16 protein-coding genes and 2 riboswitches are annotated in these 17164 nt (G+C 64.8%); of the genes, 12 read left to right on the top strand and 4 right to left on the bottom strand.

Annotation, left to right across the window (positions count from 1 at the left end; genetic code table 11):
* Positions 1-24 precede the first annotated feature (24 nt).
* Entirely contained in the window at positions 25-246 is a 222-nt protein-coding gene (locus ABD742_RS18290; RefSeq protein ID WP_234751555.1) for a hypothetical protein, read from the top strand.
* 33 nt (positions 247-279) lie between these two features.
* Here the strand turns inward: ABD742_RS18290 and ABD742_RS18285 are convergent, their stop codons facing one another.
* The 3 genes from ABD742_RS18285 to ABD742_RS18275 are packed head-to-tail and all read right to left on the bottom strand — an operon-like array spanning position 280 to position 4661.
* Positions 280-1923 (bottom strand): DNA repair helicase XPB, encoded by a 1644-nt coding sequence (locus ABD742_RS18285; protein WP_234751556.1) that lies wholly within the window; start codon positions 1921-1923, stop codon positions 280-282.
* Positions 1924-1933: 10 nt separating this feature from the next.
* Entirely contained in the window at positions 1934-4396 is a 2463-nt protein-coding gene (locus ABD742_RS18280; RefSeq protein WP_234751557.1) for a helicase-associated domain-containing protein, read from the bottom strand.
* 49 nt (positions 4397-4445) lie between these two features.
* Positions 4446-4661, bottom strand: a complete 216-nt coding sequence (locus ABD742_RS18275) for a hypothetical protein (protein WP_234751558.1) — start codon at positions 4659-4661, stop codon at positions 4446-4448.
* A 243-nt stretch (positions 4662-4904) separates the two neighbouring features.
* Between ABD742_RS18275 and ABD742_RS18270 the strand changes: the two genes are divergently transcribed.
* Genes ABD742_RS18270 through ABD742_RS18260 form a run of 3 tightly spaced genes read left to right on the top strand, consistent with a single transcriptional unit; the run spans position 4905 to position 7199 of the window.
* Complete coding sequence (locus ABD742_RS18270) at positions 4905-5288, top strand: cold-shock protein (protein WP_059388199.1); 384 nt, start codon at positions 4905-4907, stop codon at positions 5286-5288.
* A gap of 7 nt (positions 5289-5295) precedes the next feature.
* Positions 5296-5871 carry a DUF3027 domain-containing protein gene (locus ABD742_RS18265; RefSeq protein WP_234751559.1) on the top strand — a complete coding sequence of 192 codons (576 nt, stop codon included), beginning with the start codon at positions 5296-5298 and terminating at the stop codon, positions 5869-5871.
* 44 nt (positions 5872-5915) lie between these two features.
* Complete coding sequence (locus ABD742_RS18260) at positions 5916-7199, top strand: MFS transporter (protein ID WP_234751560.1); 1284 nt, start codon at positions 5916-5918, stop codon at positions 7197-7199.
* 91 nt (positions 7200-7290) lie between these two features.
* Here ABD742_RS18260 and serC read toward each other — a convergent pair whose 3' ends face one another.
* Entirely contained in the window at positions 7291-8421 is a 1131-nt protein-coding gene (gene serC, locus ABD742_RS18255) for a phosphoserine transaminase (protein WP_234751561.1), read from the bottom strand.
* Positions 8422-8772: 351 nt separating this feature from the next.
* On the opposite strand from serC, the gene ABD742_RS18250 reads away from it, so the two are divergent.
* The 8 genes from ABD742_RS18250 to ABD742_RS18215 all read left to right on the top strand — a co-directional run bounded on the left by ABD742_RS18250 (position 8773) and on the right by ABD742_RS18215 (position 17164).
* Positions 8773-9468, top strand: a complete 696-nt coding sequence (locus tag ABD742_RS18250) for an iron-dependent transcriptional repressor DtxR (RefSeq protein ID WP_234751562.1) — start codon at positions 8773-8775, stop codon at positions 9466-9468.
* 126 nt (positions 9469-9594) lie between these two features.
* A riboswitch (cyclic di-AMP (ydaO/yuaA leader) is annotated at positions 9595-9802 on the top strand.
* Positions 9803-9804: 2 nt separating this feature from the next.
* Positions 9805-10623 (top strand): M23 family metallopeptidase, encoded by an 819-nt coding sequence (locus tag ABD742_RS18245; RefSeq protein ID WP_234751563.1) that lies wholly within the window; start codon positions 9805-9807, stop codon positions 10621-10623.
* A 145-nt stretch (positions 10624-10768) separates the two neighbouring features.
* Positions 10769-10935: riboswitch (cyclic di-AMP (ydaO/yuaA leader) on the top strand.
* 5 nt (positions 10936-10940) lie between these two features.
* Positions 10941-11705, top strand: a complete 765-nt coding sequence (locus ABD742_RS18240; RefSeq protein ID WP_234751564.1) for an NlpC/P60 family protein — start codon at positions 10941-10943, stop codon at positions 11703-11705.
* Between the two features lie 248 nt (positions 11706-11953).
* Entirely contained in the window at positions 11954-12454 is a 501-nt protein-coding gene (locus tag ABD742_RS18235; protein WP_028266173.1) for an HNH endonuclease, read from the top strand.
* Between the two features lie 37 nt (positions 12455-12491).
* Positions 12492-13124 carry a molybdenum cofactor guanylyltransferase gene (mobA, locus tag ABD742_RS18230; RefSeq protein WP_234751565.1) on the top strand — a complete coding sequence of 211 codons (633 nt, stop codon included), beginning with the start codon at positions 12492-12494 and terminating at the stop codon, positions 13122-13124.
* 31 nt (positions 13125-13155) lie between these two features.
* Positions 13156-13443, top strand: coding sequence for a DUF6457 domain-containing protein (locus tag ABD742_RS18225; protein ID WP_234751566.1), 288 nt, complete (start codon positions 13156-13158; stop codon positions 13441-13443).
* Positions 13440-14765, top strand: a complete 1326-nt coding sequence (locus tag ABD742_RS18220) for a molybdopterin molybdotransferase MoeA (protein ID WP_234751567.1) — start codon at positions 13440-13442, stop codon at positions 14763-14765. Before ABD742_RS18225 ends, ABD742_RS18220 begins: the two co-directional genes overlap by 4 nt.
* 62 nt (positions 14766-14827) lie before the next feature.
* On the top strand, positions 14828-17164 hold the full coding sequence (locus tag ABD742_RS18215) for an FdhF/YdeP family oxidoreductase (protein WP_234751568.1): 2337 nt from the start codon (positions 14828-14830) through the stop codon (positions 17162-17164).

Genomic DNA, 17164 nt, shown 5'->3' with positions numbered 1-17164 from the left:
GGAGCCCCGTTTCACACTGGAGCCATGGAAAACAAACAAGCCCCGCTACCTCAGAACATCGAGTTCCATGTCAGCTACCTGGACACGCTCTCTGGACGCATCGAGCTCGAAGCGTTCAGCGACCGCTCCGCCGCTGAACGCTTCGCCGATGCGCAGCTCAAAGACGAAGACTCCTGGGCTGTCGTCGACGTCGTCGTGCTGCAAGCAGCGCAGCAACAGGAGCGCGCGCAGCAGCTGGTTGCCTAGCCCTAAGTTGACTAGCCCCTAAGGTGCCTAGCCCTACCCGGCGGGTACGTCCTTGGCGTCCATGATCCGGTAGGCGTAGCCCTGTTCGGCGAGGAAGCGTTGCCGTTTGGCAGCAAAGTCCTGGTCGAGGGTGTCCCGGGCCACCAAGGAGTAGAAGCGTGCCGCACGGCCGTCCTGCTTGGGCCGAAGCAAGCGCCCCAAGCGTTGAGCCTCTTCCTGGCGGGAACCGAACGATCCCGATACCTGGATCGCCACGGAAGCCTCGGGCAGGTCGATCGAGAAGTTGGCCACTTTGGACACCACGAGGGTCTTGATGTCACCGGCGCGGAAGGCATCGAACAACTTCTGCCGCACCTTGACGGTGGTATCGCCCTTGATCACGGGAGCGTCCAAACGCTCGCCGATCTCATCCAACTGGTCGATGTATTGGCCTATCACCAGCAGCTGCTCGCCTTGGTGCAAGGCCACGAGCTGCTCCACCAAATGGGTCTTGGTCTCCGACGTCGCGCAGAGCCGGTATTTGTCCGCATCCTCCGCCATCGCGTAGGCCACGCGCTCGTCCCGGGGCAGGTCCACCCGGACTTCCACGCAGTCCGCCGGCGCAATATAGCCCTGGGCTTCGATGTCTTTCCACGGTGCGTCATAGCGCTTGGGGCCGATCAAACTGAAGACCTCACCCTCGCGACCATCCTCACGCACAAGCGTCGCAGTGAGTCCCAGACGACGGCGGGCCTGCAGGTCCGCGGTCATCCGGAAGATCGGAGCCGGCAGGAGATGAACCTCGTCGTAGATGATGAGTCCCCAGTCGTGCCCGTCCACGAGTTCCAGGTGCGGGTAAAGGCCTCCGCGTTTCGTGGTCAGGACCTGGTAGGTGGCGATCGTGACGGGCCGGACTTCCTTGACGGCGCCCGAATACTCGCCGATCTCCTGCTCCGTCAGCGACGTCCGCTTGAGAAGCTCGTCCTTCCATTGCCGGGCCGCGACCGTGTTGGTCACCAGGATCAGCGTGGTGGTGGAGCTGGTAGCCATTGCTGCGGCCCCCACCAAGGTCTTGCCCGCACCGCAGGGCAGGACGACGACGCCGCTGCCGCCCGCCCAGAAGTTCTCCGTGGCAAGCTTTTGATATGGCCGCAGGTGCCAACCGTCCTCGTTCAGGGCGATCAGGTGCGGAGTGCCGTCCACGTAGCCAGCGAGGTCCTCGGCCGGCCATCCGAGCTTGAGCAACAATTGCTTGAGCTGTCCCCGCTGGGAGGAATGCACCACCACGGTTTCGCCGTCGATCCTCGGCCCCAGCAAGGGTGCGATTTTCTTGGCCCGGATGACTTCCTCGAGTACGGGGTGGTCGGTGGTACGCATGACCAATCCGTGCTGCGGGTCCTTTTCGAGGCGCAAGCGGCCGTAGCGCGACATCGTCTCTTCGATGTCGATCAGCAAAGAGTGCGGCACCGGGAAACGGGAGTAGCGCAGGAGCGTGTCGAGGACTTTTTCGGCGTCCAGTCCTGCGGCGCGCGCATTCCATAGGCCTAAAGGGGTGAGCCGGTAGCTGTGGACGTGTTCGGGGGCGCGCTCCAGCTCGGCGAACGCCGCAATCGCATGCCGTGCCTCGGTAGCGAGCTCGTGGTCGACTTCCAGCAGGATGGTTTTGTCGCTCTGTACGATCAGCGGACCGTCGCTCACTATTGCTTCCTCACTTGCGCGGATCGCCCGCGGGCTCCACATCGATGATGCGATGGATGGACAAGACTCTTTCGGTATCCCTGGCGGCGTCGAATACCCTGACGCGCCCTCCCGACACTGATACCGGAACAACGGTCTCTGTATTGGAATTCCCCAAGCCGTCCACCACGTTCATGGTGACCGCTTGCTTCAGCCGGATGGCCCTCTGCAGGGTTTCGAGTCCCAGTTGCGTTGCCGCCTCGCCGGTCACTTCGCTGTGGACCGCGCGATGGTGCCTCAGCACCGCGAGCTGGGCGTCGACGTCGTCGTCCGGCGGGGCAATGCGGGGAGCCGTGTAAACAGGGCGGACGCCCCCTGCCACCGCCGTCGTCCTTTTATAGCGCACGACGGCGGTCTCCGCCTCCTGCACGGCAGGCGAGAGTCCCAGCTCGCGCAGCACTCTCGCGGTCTCCCGGGGGCTCGCGGCGGAGGTCAGTACTGTGGGGGCGATCCTGACAAGTCCCAGGCTTGCGGCTCCCGGCTCCCGAACGAGCTCGGCGATGGCGGCCTCGTCGTCGCTTTGGATGAAACTGGGGCTGCTGGCGACGCGCAGCCGGCCGTGCCGCGAGGCGATGTCCTTGATCAAGTAGCGGAGCGGCTGGGGAACATCGGTGGCGGAGTGGGTGCGCAGGAACGCGAGGATGGTCTCCGCGTCCTGGCCGGCGTCCAACGCGCGCCGGATCGAATCTCCGGAGAAGCGGAAGATCGTGGCCGGACCCTGGCCTTCGGCGTCGGCAATCAAGAGCAGTTTTTCGCTCAGTTCAGGTGCCAGGTAACCCGGGGCGACGGCGGTCAGGTCTGCTTGGAGCAGGACATGGTTGACCGCGGCCGGGAGGTGTTCGCCGAGGACGCTGAGGGCCAGCTCGGGCTGTTCGGTGGCGATCGCCGAACCAAGCTGCGTCAAGGCTCCCGAGCCCATGAGCCCCAGGAGTTCGGCTTCGTGCAGGATGCCGCGGACAAGGGAGCTGAACCGCCGCGACATCCGGGGCTGGGCCCATTCCGCGCGTTCCATGACGGCTTCGGCGTTGAGCACGGGAGCCTTGCCGTCCGGTGCTTGTACCTCGAGGCTGAGCTCTTCGAGGATCTCCAGAATCCGTTTGCGGACCAGCGGGGCGTCAGGGCGTTGGGCCTCGGCGGACAGGGCATTGATGGAACCTGCCGGAGAGCCGGATCGCGGTGCCGTGGTGGCCGGCCCGGAGAGGGTTTGTCCCACGAGGGAAGGAGCGCGCTCGCTGGCGAGCCAGGCGTTGACCAGCCAGAGCCACTGATCCTGGCGGGGGAGCGTGAGCCATTCCACCGATGGCGGTTGCACCCAGGTGGAACTGTCCACATCGAGCCGCAGCAATCCTGACAAGGCACTGAGCTCGAGGACCAGGGCGGTCTCGGACAACCCCAGGCGGAGGCTGTCGGCCAGGCGTTTGAGTTCACGCACACCTACCCCTCCGCTGCGCAGGGTAACCACCGGCTGCTCGCGGACCGCGTACAGGAGTTCACCCACCAGCCGGAGTACTTCGGCGATGGCACCCATGGCGGCATTCCGGCGCAAGGCAGCACTCGTCTGGCCCAGCTCCGGCACGGGAGGCTTCAACGTGAAGTGGTCCACGATCGCGCCGCCGCGCAGGGACAGACCGACGCTGTGCGGGAGCTCAACGTGCCCGGCGTCCAAGGGGACAAGCAAACCTCGGGCCAAGAGCCAGTCCACGGGACCGACGTCGCGGCCTTCATGGAGCACGGAAGCCTTGCGCTGGGCCTGGGGAACGGCGCCCATGGCCCAACTGCCGAACTTGTTCAAAAGGGGACGCGTCCGTACGGGTGCCTCGGACAGGATGTGCTGAAGGTTCTCCGGTGTCGATGTCCAACGTTGCAGCGCCAACGCCGCGTCCATGGGCGTCGTGGCGGCCAGGATATTGGCGCCGCTCTGGTGGAGTTCGGCAACAAGATGCACCACCCGCTGGGCGAAGGCCGGTTGCAGCCGCACCAACTCGGTGTAGCTGCGGCCCAAACCGGCCGGGTAGATGCCGATGACGTCCTTGAGGCTGCCCACCGGCAAGTAGAAACGCTGACGGCCTGGATTGTGCACCGTGGCCGGCGGATCGGCCCGGTGGATGAGGGCCAGTTCCTGGAGCTTGTTCAGGATCGGCTCGAGAGCGGCAAGGGTGGCGCCATTGATGCACTTCTTCAGTCCCGCCGCGGAGACGCTGTGGCCAGTGTCCGTGTTGGTGCACAGGTGGAGTGTCTCCAGTACCTGCATCTCCGGTTTGTTGAGCCGTTCCAGGGCGCGCTGCACGCTGACCCGGGCACTTGCCCGCGCCGCGAGTGCAGCGAAGTCCGGGACCACAGGGGAGATGAGGTCCGGCCGCGCGGCAAACAGGGCCCGCAGCGAATCATCGCTGCGCGCTTCCAGTTCCTTGCTGAGCGCGCGAATAAGGGACATCAGTTCAACGTTACAGCCAGCCGGGTCCGCCGTCGGGCTTTCCGGCTGCTCATTGACGACGCCGTGCCCACACAGAGTCAACCACCAACGCGGCCATCAAAATGAAGGCGAGCGGAAGCCCGTAGAGAGCGGTGGAGGTGACCCAGACCGGTGCCACGCCGTTGGCGAAAGCGACGGCCATGACGGCGGCTACGGCCGCGAGGGAAAGGACTGCGACGACTGCGGCAACGATCGTGAGCGGGCGGCGGAAGTCGTGGGGAATCATGGAAGCAACGCTAACAGTCCCGGGCCGCATCCCCTGTTCCAGGCCAGGATGCAGTCCGGTTGCGGACAAAAGACGGCGGGACCTGCCTGCGGGGTCTCAAAGCGCGAATCCGTGGCCGGGCAGGATAACCTTGAAGCAATAGACCAACACGGTCCAGGCAGTTACCCCTATTCCCGCAGTATCCTGCGGATGCGGTGGCGCGCCGGCTGTGTCTCGCAAGTAAGAACGAAGAAGGTTGATTACGTGCCCACCGGCAAGGTCAAGTGGTATGACAAGGAAAAAGGCTTCGGATTCCTCGCAGCAGAGGACGGCCAGGAAGTGTTTCTGCCCAAATCCGCACTGCCCGAAGGCGTAGCGGATCTCAAGGCGGGCACCCGGGTTGAGTTCGGCGTCGCCGACGGTCGCCGGGGCGCCCAGGCGCTTGGCCTCCGCGTGCTGGACAAGTTGCCGTCCATCGCCAAAGCCAAGCGCATGAACGCCCGCGAGCTCGCTCCGGTAGTCCAGGACCTCGTCTCTGTCCTGGACAACCTCTCTGGCACGTTGTCCGCCGGTAAGTACCCTGAAGGCGCCAAGGGCAAGGCCATCGCCGCCGCCCTGCGCAAGGTTGCCGACGAGCTGGAAGCCTAAACCTGCCATGACATCGGAATCCGCTGAAGCCCGTCCTGAAGAAAACGGCACTGGTGCCGCTCCGGCAACGGCTGGTCCCGGTGCTGAGCGGAAGCCGGCAACGGCGAAACCCCGCACCGGCCTTCCTGTGTGGCGCGTCGGCAAGCCCGACGCTTTCCTGGCGGCCGCTGTCGACGTCGCCCGCAATGCGGTGGAGACGATTGCCAAACCGGGTGAAATCGGACCGCATATTGCCGCGCGCTCCGAAGGCGAACGCGTGGTCACGCACCTGTTCGAATCGCGGCTGGCCGGCTACGGTGGTTGGCAGTGGTACGCCGTCGTGACCCGCAACTCGCGCTCCAAAGTGGTCACGGTCAGCGAGCTTGGCCTGCTGCCGTCGGAGGACTCCATCCTCGCGCCTGAATGGGTGCCTTGGGCAAAGCGCGTCCGTCCGGAGGACGAGGCTGCCGAGGCTGAAGAGTTGGCGGAGGAGGCTGGCGTCCCCGTTGACGAGGACGACGACGGCGGCCCCTCCGGTGAGGACGTCGCCGCCTCCGGTGACGAACAAGAGAACGACGACGCCGACGACATCGAGGCTGACTAGCCCTTGACGGACCCGGCGAGTGAATTCCCTGAAGGTGGCAACTGATGTCCACCTTCAAATCGCTGGGTGTCCTTAACTACCGCATTTGGTTCATTGGTGCCCTCATTTCCAACGTCGGCACGTGGATGCAACGGACGGCCCAGGACTGGCTGGTCTTCGCCCATCTGAGCAACCACGATGCCGGCGCGATGGGCGTGACCTTGGCCCTCCAACTGGGTCCGCAGCTTTTCCTGGCCCCGTGGGCCGGACTGCTTGCCGACCGCTACAGCCGGCGCAGCCTCCTGGTCATGACCCAATCGGCCATGGCGGTCCTGAGCACTGGCTTGGGACTCCTGGTTCTGAGCGGTGCAGCGCAGTTGTGGCATGTCTACGTGTTCGCGCTCTTGCTTGGTGTCGTCTCGGCACTTGACGCCCCGGTTCGCCAGACGTTCGTGTCGGAGCTGGTCAAGGACGACTATCTTTCCAACGCCGTTGCATTGAACAGCGCATCCTTCAACGTTGCCCGCATGATCGGTCCCGCCGTGGCCGGCGTGTTGACGGTGGCAGTGGGGCCGGGCTGGGTATTCATGATCAATACCCTGACCTTCCTCGCAATGCTTGGCGCGATCCGGGCCATTCCCCTTTCCTCTTTGCGCGTCCAACCCCGGGCCGCCGCGGGCAAGGGCCGCATCCGCGAAGGGCTTCGCTATGTCCGCAATCGCCCGGACATCGTGGTTGTCCTCGTTGCGATTTTCATCATGGGCACGTTCGGCCTGAACTTCGTCCTCTTCATCGCGGCCATGGTCGGCACGGAGTTCGGCATGGACGCGGGAGCATTCGGGCTCCTCAACTCAGTCATGGCGATCGGTTCCGTCGCAGGAGCGTTGCTTGCAGCCCGGCGCGGCCGGCCGCGGATGCGGCTCATCTTCGCCGCGGCGGGCGGGTTCGGAATCGCGAGCGGACTGGCTGCCCTGGCGCCGAATTACGCCATGTTTGCCTTGGCCCTGATTCCCTGCGGACTGTTTGCCCTGACCATGATCACGAGCGCCAACGGCTACGTGCAGTCCACCACGGAACCTGTCATGCGCGGCAGGGTCATGGCACTCTACATGGCCATCTTCATGGGTGGAACGCCCATCGGTGCACCGTTCGTCGGATGGGTATCCAACGTGGCCGGACCCCGATGGGCTGTGGGCGTGGCCGCCGTCGCGGGCGGCAGCACCGCCGTCGTCGGCATCGTGTGGATCATCCGCGCGCGCCAGCTGCGCCTCCGTTTCGACAGCAGCGCCCGCGGCATGCGGTTCTTCCGCATTGAGTCCCAGGGCGCGGGTCCAGCCAATGGCCTTTAAAAGGGGCAGCACTGTTAAAGGGGCCAGCGCCGCCCGGGATCCCCACCCGGACGACGCCGACCAGTCCTGACCGCGGGAACGCAGCAGGCCCTTACTTCTTCAGTTCGCCCACCACGAAGTCGATGCTGGCGAGCAATGCAGAGACGTCGTCCGGCTCGATGGCAACGAAGGTAGCGATGCGCAGCTGGTTGCGGCCCAACTTGCGGTACGGCTCGGTGTCCACGATCCCGTTGGCGCGCAGGACCTTGGCGATGGCCGCGGCGTCGATCGAATCATCGAAATCGATCGTGGCGATGACATTGGAGCGGTCCTCGGCCTTCGCGACGAACGGCGTGGCGTACTCGGAGGCCTCGGCCCAGTTGTAGATGCGGCTTGCGGAGTCCGCGGTGCGTCCGGACGCGAAGTCCAGGCCACCGCTCTTGTTGAGCCACTGGACCTGGGCATCCAATGTCACCAAGGTGGACAGGGACGGCGTGTTGTAGGTCTGGTTGAGCTTCGAGTTGTCGATAGCCGTCTGCAGGTCGAGGAAATCGGGGATCCAGCGGCCGCTTGCCTTGATGCGGGCGGCGCGCTCCAGGGCGGCGGGGGAGAAGAGGCCGAGCCACAGGCCGCCGTCGGAGGCAAAGTTCTTTTGCGGCGCGAAGTAGTAGACGTCGGCCTCGGCAACATCAACATCCAGGCCGCCGGCTGCGGACGTCGCGTCCACCAGAACCAAGGCGCCGTCGTCGCTGCCCTGGACGCGCTTGACCGGAGCGGCCACACCCGTCGAGGTTTCGTTCTGCGGCCACGCGTACACGTCCACGCCTGCCTCGGCCTGGGAAACCGGTCGGGTGCCTGGCTCGGACTTGATGATGGACGAAGCTTCAAGGAAAGGTGCCTTGTTGGTTGCCGAAGCGAACTTGGAACCGAACTCACCGAAGGAGAGATGCTGGGCCTTCTTTTCGACCAGGCCGAAGCTGGCGACATCCCAGAACGCGGTGGAGCCTCCGACGCCGAGAATCACCTCGTAGCCCTCGGGCGCACGGAAGAACTGGCTAAGTCCCTCGCGGACGGAACCCACCAGGTTCTTGACGGGTGCCTGGCGGTGGGAGGTACCGAGGATCGTTGTCGAGGCGGCGGACAGGGCCTCGATCTGCTCCGGGCGGACCTTGGAGGGCCCGGCGCCGAAGCGGCCGTCCTTGGGCAGCAAATCGGCGGGGATAGTGATGCTGTTGTCGCTCACGGGATGCTCCAATGGTGAAGTAGCGGCCTAGATGGGTCGTGGCAGGTGGCAAGCTGCCCCTTCGACTCCCCAATTCTGCCTGACGCCGGAGGCGGGGGCAGAACCGACGGTGTCATAGTCCGCCACGTGGAAAGCATTTGTTCCGCCGGCTCTGGACGGGACAGTGGACGGGACGCTGGACCGGGCGCTGGACGGGGGCGCCGGAATTATCCGGAGTAATTCCAAATAAGCTAAGCTTGGAGCTGGCGCCCGGACCGGGACCGCCGGCGGTTCGGCCACCTGTTCGACCACTGAGGCGGCTGCGGTACGGTGGAAAATACGCAAGATACTGCGCTCGAGGAGCTGAGCTGGATGACGGATCTGATCGATACCACTGAGATGTATCTTCGGACCATTTTGGAGCTTGAAGAAGAGAACATCGTGGCTCTTCGCGCACGCATCGCCGAGCGCTTGCGGCACTCCGGCCCCACCGTTTCCCAGACGATCGGACGGATGGAGCGCGACGGCCTGGTGATTGTGTCCGATGACCGGCACCTTGAGCTGACTGAAACGGGCCGGAAACGCGCCACCGAGGTCATGCGCAAGCACAGGCTCGCCGAACGGCTCCTGGCAGATGTCATTGGACTGGACTGGGCTTACGTCCACGATGAAGCGTGCCGCTGGGAGCATGTCATGAGTGAGCGCGTGGAACGGCGGCTCTATGAGCTGCTGGACCACCCCACGGAATCGCCGTATGGCAACCCCATTCCCGGACTCGAAGCGCTGGGTGGAGTCGCCTCCCACGCCTTTACGGATGGCGTGGTCAACCTTCTCGACGCGATGAACGAATACTCACCTGAAAACCGGGTCACCGTCAGCCGCCTGGCTGAACCGATCCAGGTGGAACCGGAACTTCTGGTGCAGCTGGACGAGGGCGGAATCCGCCCCGGAGCCAGGGTTTCCCTGGAACGTGTGGGGGAGTACATCTCCGTTCGCGTGCCCAATATCGACGGCGCGCTGGAGCTGCCGCCTGAGGTAGCCTCGCACGTGTTTGTCACGGTCGCCTAGCCGGCCTGGCGAGGCGGCCAGCAAAGATAACGAAATTATTACCGCGGGGGCTTAATCCCCTATAGTTTATTACTGGCGCCGATACCAAAGCGTTACCTGATCCGAAGCCGAGTTCTGCCAGCGGATCAGGTGGATTAGTCCATTCACTGGCAGAAGCGGAGGAACCACCATCGGCTGTCGAAAGACGGCCTTGGGGTGAAGTCCGCAGCGGAAGTGCAAACAGCGCAGGGCCCCTTCGGTAGCTCTGCGCTTCGCGCCCTTCACGCGGACCGGGTCCACGATCTCTCTGGCCCGAATCCGACAGCTAACTTCGCAGGCTTGCCAGAGAGGAAAACCTTGACTACGCAGAACACCAGGGGCCGCAGGCGCGCGTCCGGTCCTACTGCTGAGCTGCGGAGCGCAAGCGCCGTCGAGCACGATCGGCCCCGCGATCCCCATCGCGAACTTCGCCGCCGCAAGGGTCCTTTGCGGCAGATAGCCGAGTTCGCTGCGGCGAGCGGGGCGGGACAGAAGGCCGGAGTGGCCCTTGCCGCGACGGGCCTCATCCTGACGGTCGCCATGCCGGGCACAAGCGCCATGACGGCCACGGCCGAATCGAGCCAGGCCGCCTCGGCGGTGGGCACCCAGCCTGAGATTCCGGCCGCGGCAAGCGCCACGATCGACTTCAGCCGTGCTGCGGTTTCCACCACGGCGGATCCGGACAGCAAACTCAAGCAGCTCTTGAGCGCGCAGTCCGTCGGCACCATCAAGACGTCGTCCTCCAAAGGCACCCTGGGGGCGCCGCTGGACACACTGACCACGGCCTCGCCTTTCGGCTATCGTGTGAATCCCATCACGGGCGGCTTGGGGGAGTTCCACCGGGGCCAGGACTTCGTGGCCCAGTGCGGCACCCAGGTCCATGCTGCCGCCGCCGGCAAGGTCACTTTCGCTGGCTGGCATCCGTATGGCGGCGGAAACCGCATTGTGGTGGACCACGGCAACGGCCTGGAAACCACGTACAACCATTTGTCTTCGTTCAACGTCCAGGTGGGCCAGACGGTCAGCCGCGGCGATGTCATCGCATTGAGCGGCACCACCGGCGCCTCTACCGGCTGCCACCTCCATTTTGAAGTCATGGTCAACGGCGACGTCGTTGACCCCCTGGGCTGGCTGTAGCCAATCCGATGGAAGCCTCTCGCATGCTTGTCACGCTCCGTGACCTGAATGTGACATTGAGCCAAAACTCATGTACCGTCTAAGACGCATCAACTTTTAGAGAGTTGATGCACTCGAGTGGATTGCCTAGCTCTGCCACTGCTCGAGGTTCCGTTCGCAAAACATCGTCTGGCAGAGGCGGGGGACCCACTTTTGGTCATCTTCACCGATGGCCTTGGGGTTAAGTCGCACAACTTCCGAGAGGGAGAAGTGTGGCCGGATGACTCCCATCCGAATCCGACAGCTTACCTCGCGGGCATAGGGAGAGGCCTCTTAACGTGTCTTCACGCTCTACTGTTGCGCGCCACCGTGCCGCGGTCACCAAGACCAACTCGCTTGCCGTTATCGCTAAGACTGTCGGCAGCAACGCCGGTGGCGTAGGCCGTCAGGCAGCTGTTATCGCAGCTGCTTCCGGTCTGGTGCTCACTAGCGGTATCGCAGCCAACGCTGCAGAAACCAACGTCCCTCGCGAGTCCACTTCGACCTCCGCCCTGGAAGTCCAGTCCATCGCCCAAGCCAGCATTTCGGCCGACTCCTCCGTCGCCATCAAGTACGAGCGCCCGGCGGTCTCCACCGAAGCTGCTCCGGTTGTCGCAGCTCCGGTTGCCACGCAGGAAGCTGCTCCGGCTACGCAGGCTGCAACGGGTGCCGCTACCGGCTCCTCGACGCTCTCTGTCACCGCTGCTGTTTCACCTGCAACGAAGGTTGCCAGCGGCAAGGGCGCAGCAATTGCTGCCGCAGCTTACGCACAGCTTGGCGTTGCCCAGGACTGCACCGCCCTGGCTTCGAACTCCCTGGCCGCTGTTGGGATCAACTTCCACGGCTGGCCGGCAGACTACCTCTCTCTTGGCCGTACGGTCAGCGCTGCTGAAGCGCAGCCGGGAGACTTGGTCTACTACCAGAACGGTGGCATGGGCATGGCCCACATCGCCGTTTACGTCGGCAACGGCATGGCGGTCCACGGCGGCTGGAACGGTGGCACCACCGCCCTTTACAGCGTCAACGTCGGCTCCGGCCCGGTCTTCATCCGCGTTGGTGGCTAAATAGCTCCGGCTACATAGCTTCACTGGAACATCCCCGCTGGTCCGCCCGCGGGGATGTTCTGTTTTAACCAGCATGCGCTATGTGTCCGGCACGTGAACTTTGACCGACACTGCCCTGGAACTCCGGCAAGGATTCGTTGATCTGGCCTCCGAGTGTTTACTCTTAGGTTGTCGATCCACAGCCCGTACATGCAGAGGGCAGCCGGCCCTCGCGCCCCTGACGGGTGCGGCCGTGAAGAGGTACGTGCATGCGCACACTCGTTCTGAATGCTGGATATGAACCGCTGGCGGTAGTAACCTTCCGCCGGGCGCTGGTCCTTGTGCTCACCGGAAAAGCGAGCGTAGTGGCCGAAGGCGACGAGCCTGTCGTCGGGCCGCAGGAGATTCTCGGACGTCCCTCCGTGATTCTGCTCAATCGCTACATCCGGCCGAGGTACAACACCATCACGGCGGTTACACGCCGCGGCGTCTTGCGCCGTGACGGTCACCGCTGCGCCTATTGCGGGAAAGCAGCCCACACCATTGACCACGTCCACCCCAAATCCAGGGGCGGCGCGGATTCCTGGGAAAACCTGGTGGCAGCGTGCTTGCGCTGCAACAACGCCAAGAGTGACCACACTCCAGCCGAGATGGGCTGGAAACTGAGGTTCACGCCGGCGGCGCCCACCGGGACTATCTGGCAGATCAAGGAGCTTGAGAAACCTGCGCCTGCATGGGATCCCTTCCTCCTGCCTGAATCGGCGGCCTGAACCGGAATTGAGCCTGCTTCCCGGGTAATCTGGGCGAGTGGACTTTGATGCGGTGATACTGGCGGGTGGCAAGTCCTCCCGCCTCGGCGGCGTGCCCAAAGCCCAGTTAAGGTACGACGGCGCCACCCTCCTTGAGCGTGCCGTGGCGGCCGTGTGCGGGGCCGGGAGGGTCGTCGTCGTCGGGCCGGATCCCGGCACTTTGCCGGACGGCACATTGACCGCGCGGGAGGACCCGCCCTTCGCCGGACCGGCTGCCGCGATCGCCGCCGGACTCGCCGCGCTAGAAGCGCAAGGCGGCGAAGGGCAAGAAGAGGTGAGCCCGTCCACTAAGCACGCGCCCTGGGTCCTCGTCCTGGCCTGCGATATGCCCCTGGCCGCCGCCGCGGTTCCGGTCCTGCTCCGGGTACTTGCCGGCCACGAAGAAGCGGAAGGGGCCATGTCCGTATCCGCCGATGGCCGGAAGCAGCCGCTGCTCGGGATCTACCGGGTATCCGCTCTGCAACGGGAGGTGCAGGCTGCGGCAGAACAGGGCGGCCTGGCCAACGCCGCGGTTTTCCGGCTGCTTGCTAGGCTTGATCTGCTGGCCGTGCCTGTCCCCGCCGGGTCCACCGATGACGTGGATACCTGGGACGATGCCGCGGCGCTTGGAGTGGACGGCGACCTGCCGTGACAACAGCTGTACCGGACAGTGGAGGCGGATCGTGAAGAGCCAGGAAGAAACGCTTGAGGAATGGTGCAGGAGCCTGCTGCAAGCATATGAGCTGGAAGACGTCGAGATCGACATCAACGAGATCCTTTCCTTGGCGGGCGTTGCAGCCCATTCAGTGGTCCGGCCGGCGGCTCCCTTGACCACCTTCATTGCGGGCTTCGCGGCCGGACTCGCTGCGGGTTCGGGACAAGCGACTGAAGCTGCGTCGATGGATGCCGCGATGGGCCTGGCACGCACGCTCGCGAAGGACTACACGAACCCCGGAACCGACGCCGGATGACGGAAGCCCCCGAGCATGTCCCGCATGCCGACCACTTGTGGGCCGAGGCGCGCCAACTTGCCTTCGATAGTGCCACGCCCATTCCCGCCGCACCGGTTGCGCTGAAGGACGCCATCGGAAGGACCTTGGCCTCGGATGTCCACGCCCTGCAAGACCTGCCGCACTACGCGTCCTCGGCGATGGATGGCTGGGCGGTCAACGGCAGCGGCCCATGGATCCTCGCGGAAGCCGGCCATCGGCTGGCCCCACACCAAGCGAGCCCGATCGCCACCGGCGGCCTGATCCCGCCGGGGGCCAAGGCCGTGCTGCGGAGCGAGAGCGGGGTCCTGGCCACGGACGAAGATGGCTTACCGCTGCTCGCGCTCGGCGGGAACGCGAAGCCGGGCGAACCGCGCAACGGCCAACATATCCGCAACGCGGGAGAAGAAGCCGCGGCAGGCGAGCTGCTGATCAAGTCGGGCGTCGTCTTGAACCCGGCCCATCTCGCCCTGGCTGCCCTGGCCGGGCGTGATGAACTCGACGTGCTGGGCAAGCCCCTCGTGAAAATGCTCCTGACCGGCTCCGAAGTGGTGACCGCAGGTGTCCCGGCCCCCGGCCGGGTGAGGGATACCTTCGGTCCCCAGCTTGGCGCCGTCGTCGAACTCCTTGGCGGGATCCGCGGCGAGCAAATCAAGGTGGGCGACTCCTATGACGAGTGGCTCTCGGGCCTTGAAGAAGGCGAGCTGTCACCGGACGCGCCTCCCGCCGACGTCGTCATCACCACCGGGGGAACCGGCCGTTCGGGCACGGACCACTTCCGGCGGGCCATCGCGGAGCTCGGCGGCCGCTTGCTGATTGATGGAATTGCGATGCGTCCGGGACATCCTGGCGTTTTGGCTGAACTGCCGGACGGGCGCTTTGTCCTGGGTCTCCCCGGCAATCCGCTCGCGGCCATGATGGTCCTCTTCACGATCGGCGCACCGCTTCTCGCTGGACTGGGGCACAGGGCGCTGCCGGAGGTCGGCGAGGTTCCTTGCGGTGCCATACTCGACGCCGACCCCGGGCGCACGCGCTTGCTTCCGTTCAGGTTCGTGTACGGCTTGGCCTCGCCGGCCCCGCATGCGGGTCCCGGGATGATGCGCGGCCTCGCCAGCGCGGACGGAATCATGGTGGTGCCACCGCACGGCGTGCAACTGGGAGAGGCAGTGCCCGCTTTTCCGTTGCCGTGGGGGCCGCCGCTTCCCCTGCCGAAGTCCTCGGAGGATAAAACCAAGAAGACTCCTGCCAAGCCAGCCCGCAAGGTTTCGTCCGGTCCGGTGGACTGGAGCGCCCTGACGGGCTGAAAGTTTCCGGTGCCGAATGGACCCGGGTGGATTAGCGAGTCAGGCCTTGCAATGATGGGGGCATGAACAGGCATGCTCCCGAGCAGGACATCAACGAAGATGACCTCCAGATCCACCCACCCAAGCGCTCCGCCGCAGGCATCAAGGCAGTCACCGTGGCATTGGAACGCGGTTGGGCCCAAGCGGGCGTCAGCCGGACCGTCAAGTCAATGCTTCGCGTCAACCAACGGGACGGCTTCGACTGTCCCGGCTGTGCCTGGCCGGAGTCCATCACCGGCAAACGCAGTCCAGCCGAGTTCTGTGAAAACGGGGCCAAGGCAATTGCCGAGGAGAGCACCACGCGCGTTGTCGACGCGGAGTTCTGGGCCCGGCACTCCCTGGCCGAGCTTGAGGACAAGACCGAATATTGGCTCGGCAGCCAAGGCCGCATTGCCGAGCCCGTTGTTATCCGCCCCGGCGACACACACTATTCGCCGATCAGCTGGACGGATGCTTTCGCCCTGATCGGCGAGCACGTGATCGCCACCACGCCGGACCGCTGCGTTTTTTACACCTCCGGGCGCACGGCCAACGAGACCGCGTTCATGTACCAGCTGTTCGCCCGCAGCCTTGGCACCAACAACCTGCCAGACTGCTCGAACATGTGCCACGAGTCTTCCGGGAGCGCCCTCAACCCGACCATCGGGATCGCCAAGGGCACAGTCTCACTGGAAGACATCCACGAAGCGCAACTTGTGCTCGTTGTAGGCCAGAATCCGGGCACGAACCACCCGCGCATGCTCTCCGCCCTGCGTGATTGCAAGAACAACGGCGGCAAGGTTGTCGCGGTCAATCCTTTGCCGGAAGCCGGGCTCCTGAACTTCAAGGATCCCCAGTCGCTCAACGGCGTGGTGGGCGGTGGCACGGACATCGCCGATGAATTCCTGCAGATCAAGGTAGGCGGCGACCTTGCCTTGTTCCAGGCGCTGGGCCACCTCCTGCTGGAGGAGGAGAAGCGGCAGCCGGGAACAGTGGTTGATCGCGCCTTTATCGACGCGCAGACCGACGGCTTCGAGGCCTACGCCGAGGCCCGGGCGGCGCTGGATTGGGTCGAGACGGAACGCGCCACGGGCTTGAGCCGCATCGAAATCACCAAGGTGGCCGGCATGCTGGCCGCGTCGAAGGGCACCATCATTTGCTGGGCGCTGGGCCTGACCCAGCAGCCCCACTCGGTGGATACCCTGCGGGAAATCATCAACCTGCTGCTCCTGCAGGGAAACTTCGGCAAGCGTGGCGCCGGCGCCTGCCCCGTCCGCGGCCACTCCAACGTGCAGGGCGACCGCACCATGGGCATCTGGGAGAAGCCTTCCGAGGGCTTCCTGGCAGCCCTGGACAAAGAGTTTGGATTCACCACGCCCCGGGCACACGGATACGACTCCGTGGAAACCCAACACGCCTTGGAGAAGGGCGAGGTGGACGTGTTCGTTTCCATGGGCGGCAACTTCGCCGCGGCAGGCTCGGACACCGTCGCGCTGGAGGAAGGGCTCAAGAGGGCCGGGCTCACGGTGCACATCTCCACCAAACCCAACCGCGCCCACGTGGTGCACGGCAAGACCTCCCTGATCCTCCCTACCCTGGGCCGAACGGACACGGACGACAAACACCCGGGCGGACGGCAGATCCTCTCCGTGGAAGACTCCATGTCCGTCATCCACACCACCCAAGGCCGCTTGACCCCGGTCTCGGAGCACTTGCTCAGCGAACCCGTCATCGTCGCACGCATGGCACAGGCGGTCCTCGGGGACAACCACCCTGTGGATTGGCGTGCCATGGCCGAAGACTATGACATCATCCGGGACCACATCTCCAGGGTGATCCCCGGCTTCGAGGACTTCAACGCAAGGGTGCGGACCAAGAACGGCTTCGTGCTGCCCAATCCACCACGCGACACCCGCACGTTCGCCACGGACATCGGCAAGGCACGATTCACCGTGAGCCCGCTGGAGTACCTGGAAGCCCCGGCCGGCCACCTGATCCTGCAGACAGTCCGCAGCCACGACCAGTACAACACCACGTTCTACGGCTTGGACGACCGCTACCGGGGCATTTCCGAAGGCCGTCGCGTCATCCTGGTCCACGAGGACGATCTAAGCGAACTCGGCTTCGAGGACAGGGACATGGTGGACGTCATCTCCACTTTCGGCGGAACGGAACGCCGGGCGGACAAGTTCCGGCTGGTTGCCTACCCCACGGCGAAGGGTTGCGCGGCCGCGTACTTCCCGGAGGCGAACGCCTTGGTCCACCGGGAGCTCGTTGCCCGTGAATCCAACACTCCCGGCTACAAGGCCATGACTGTGCGGTTCGTCAAGCATGGGGAAGCCGTCGAACACAAGGAAGCCGCCGGGACGGTGGGTATCTGA

Origin of the sequence: Arthrobacter ramosus (genome assembly GCF_039535095.1) — a bacterium.
Lineage (GTDB): Bacteria > Actinomycetota > Actinomycetes > Actinomycetales > Micrococcaceae > Arthrobacter > Arthrobacter ramosus.
The sequence above is the reverse complement of the archived record's forward strand: the minus strand, read 5'-3'. Positions and strand labels throughout refer to the sequence as shown.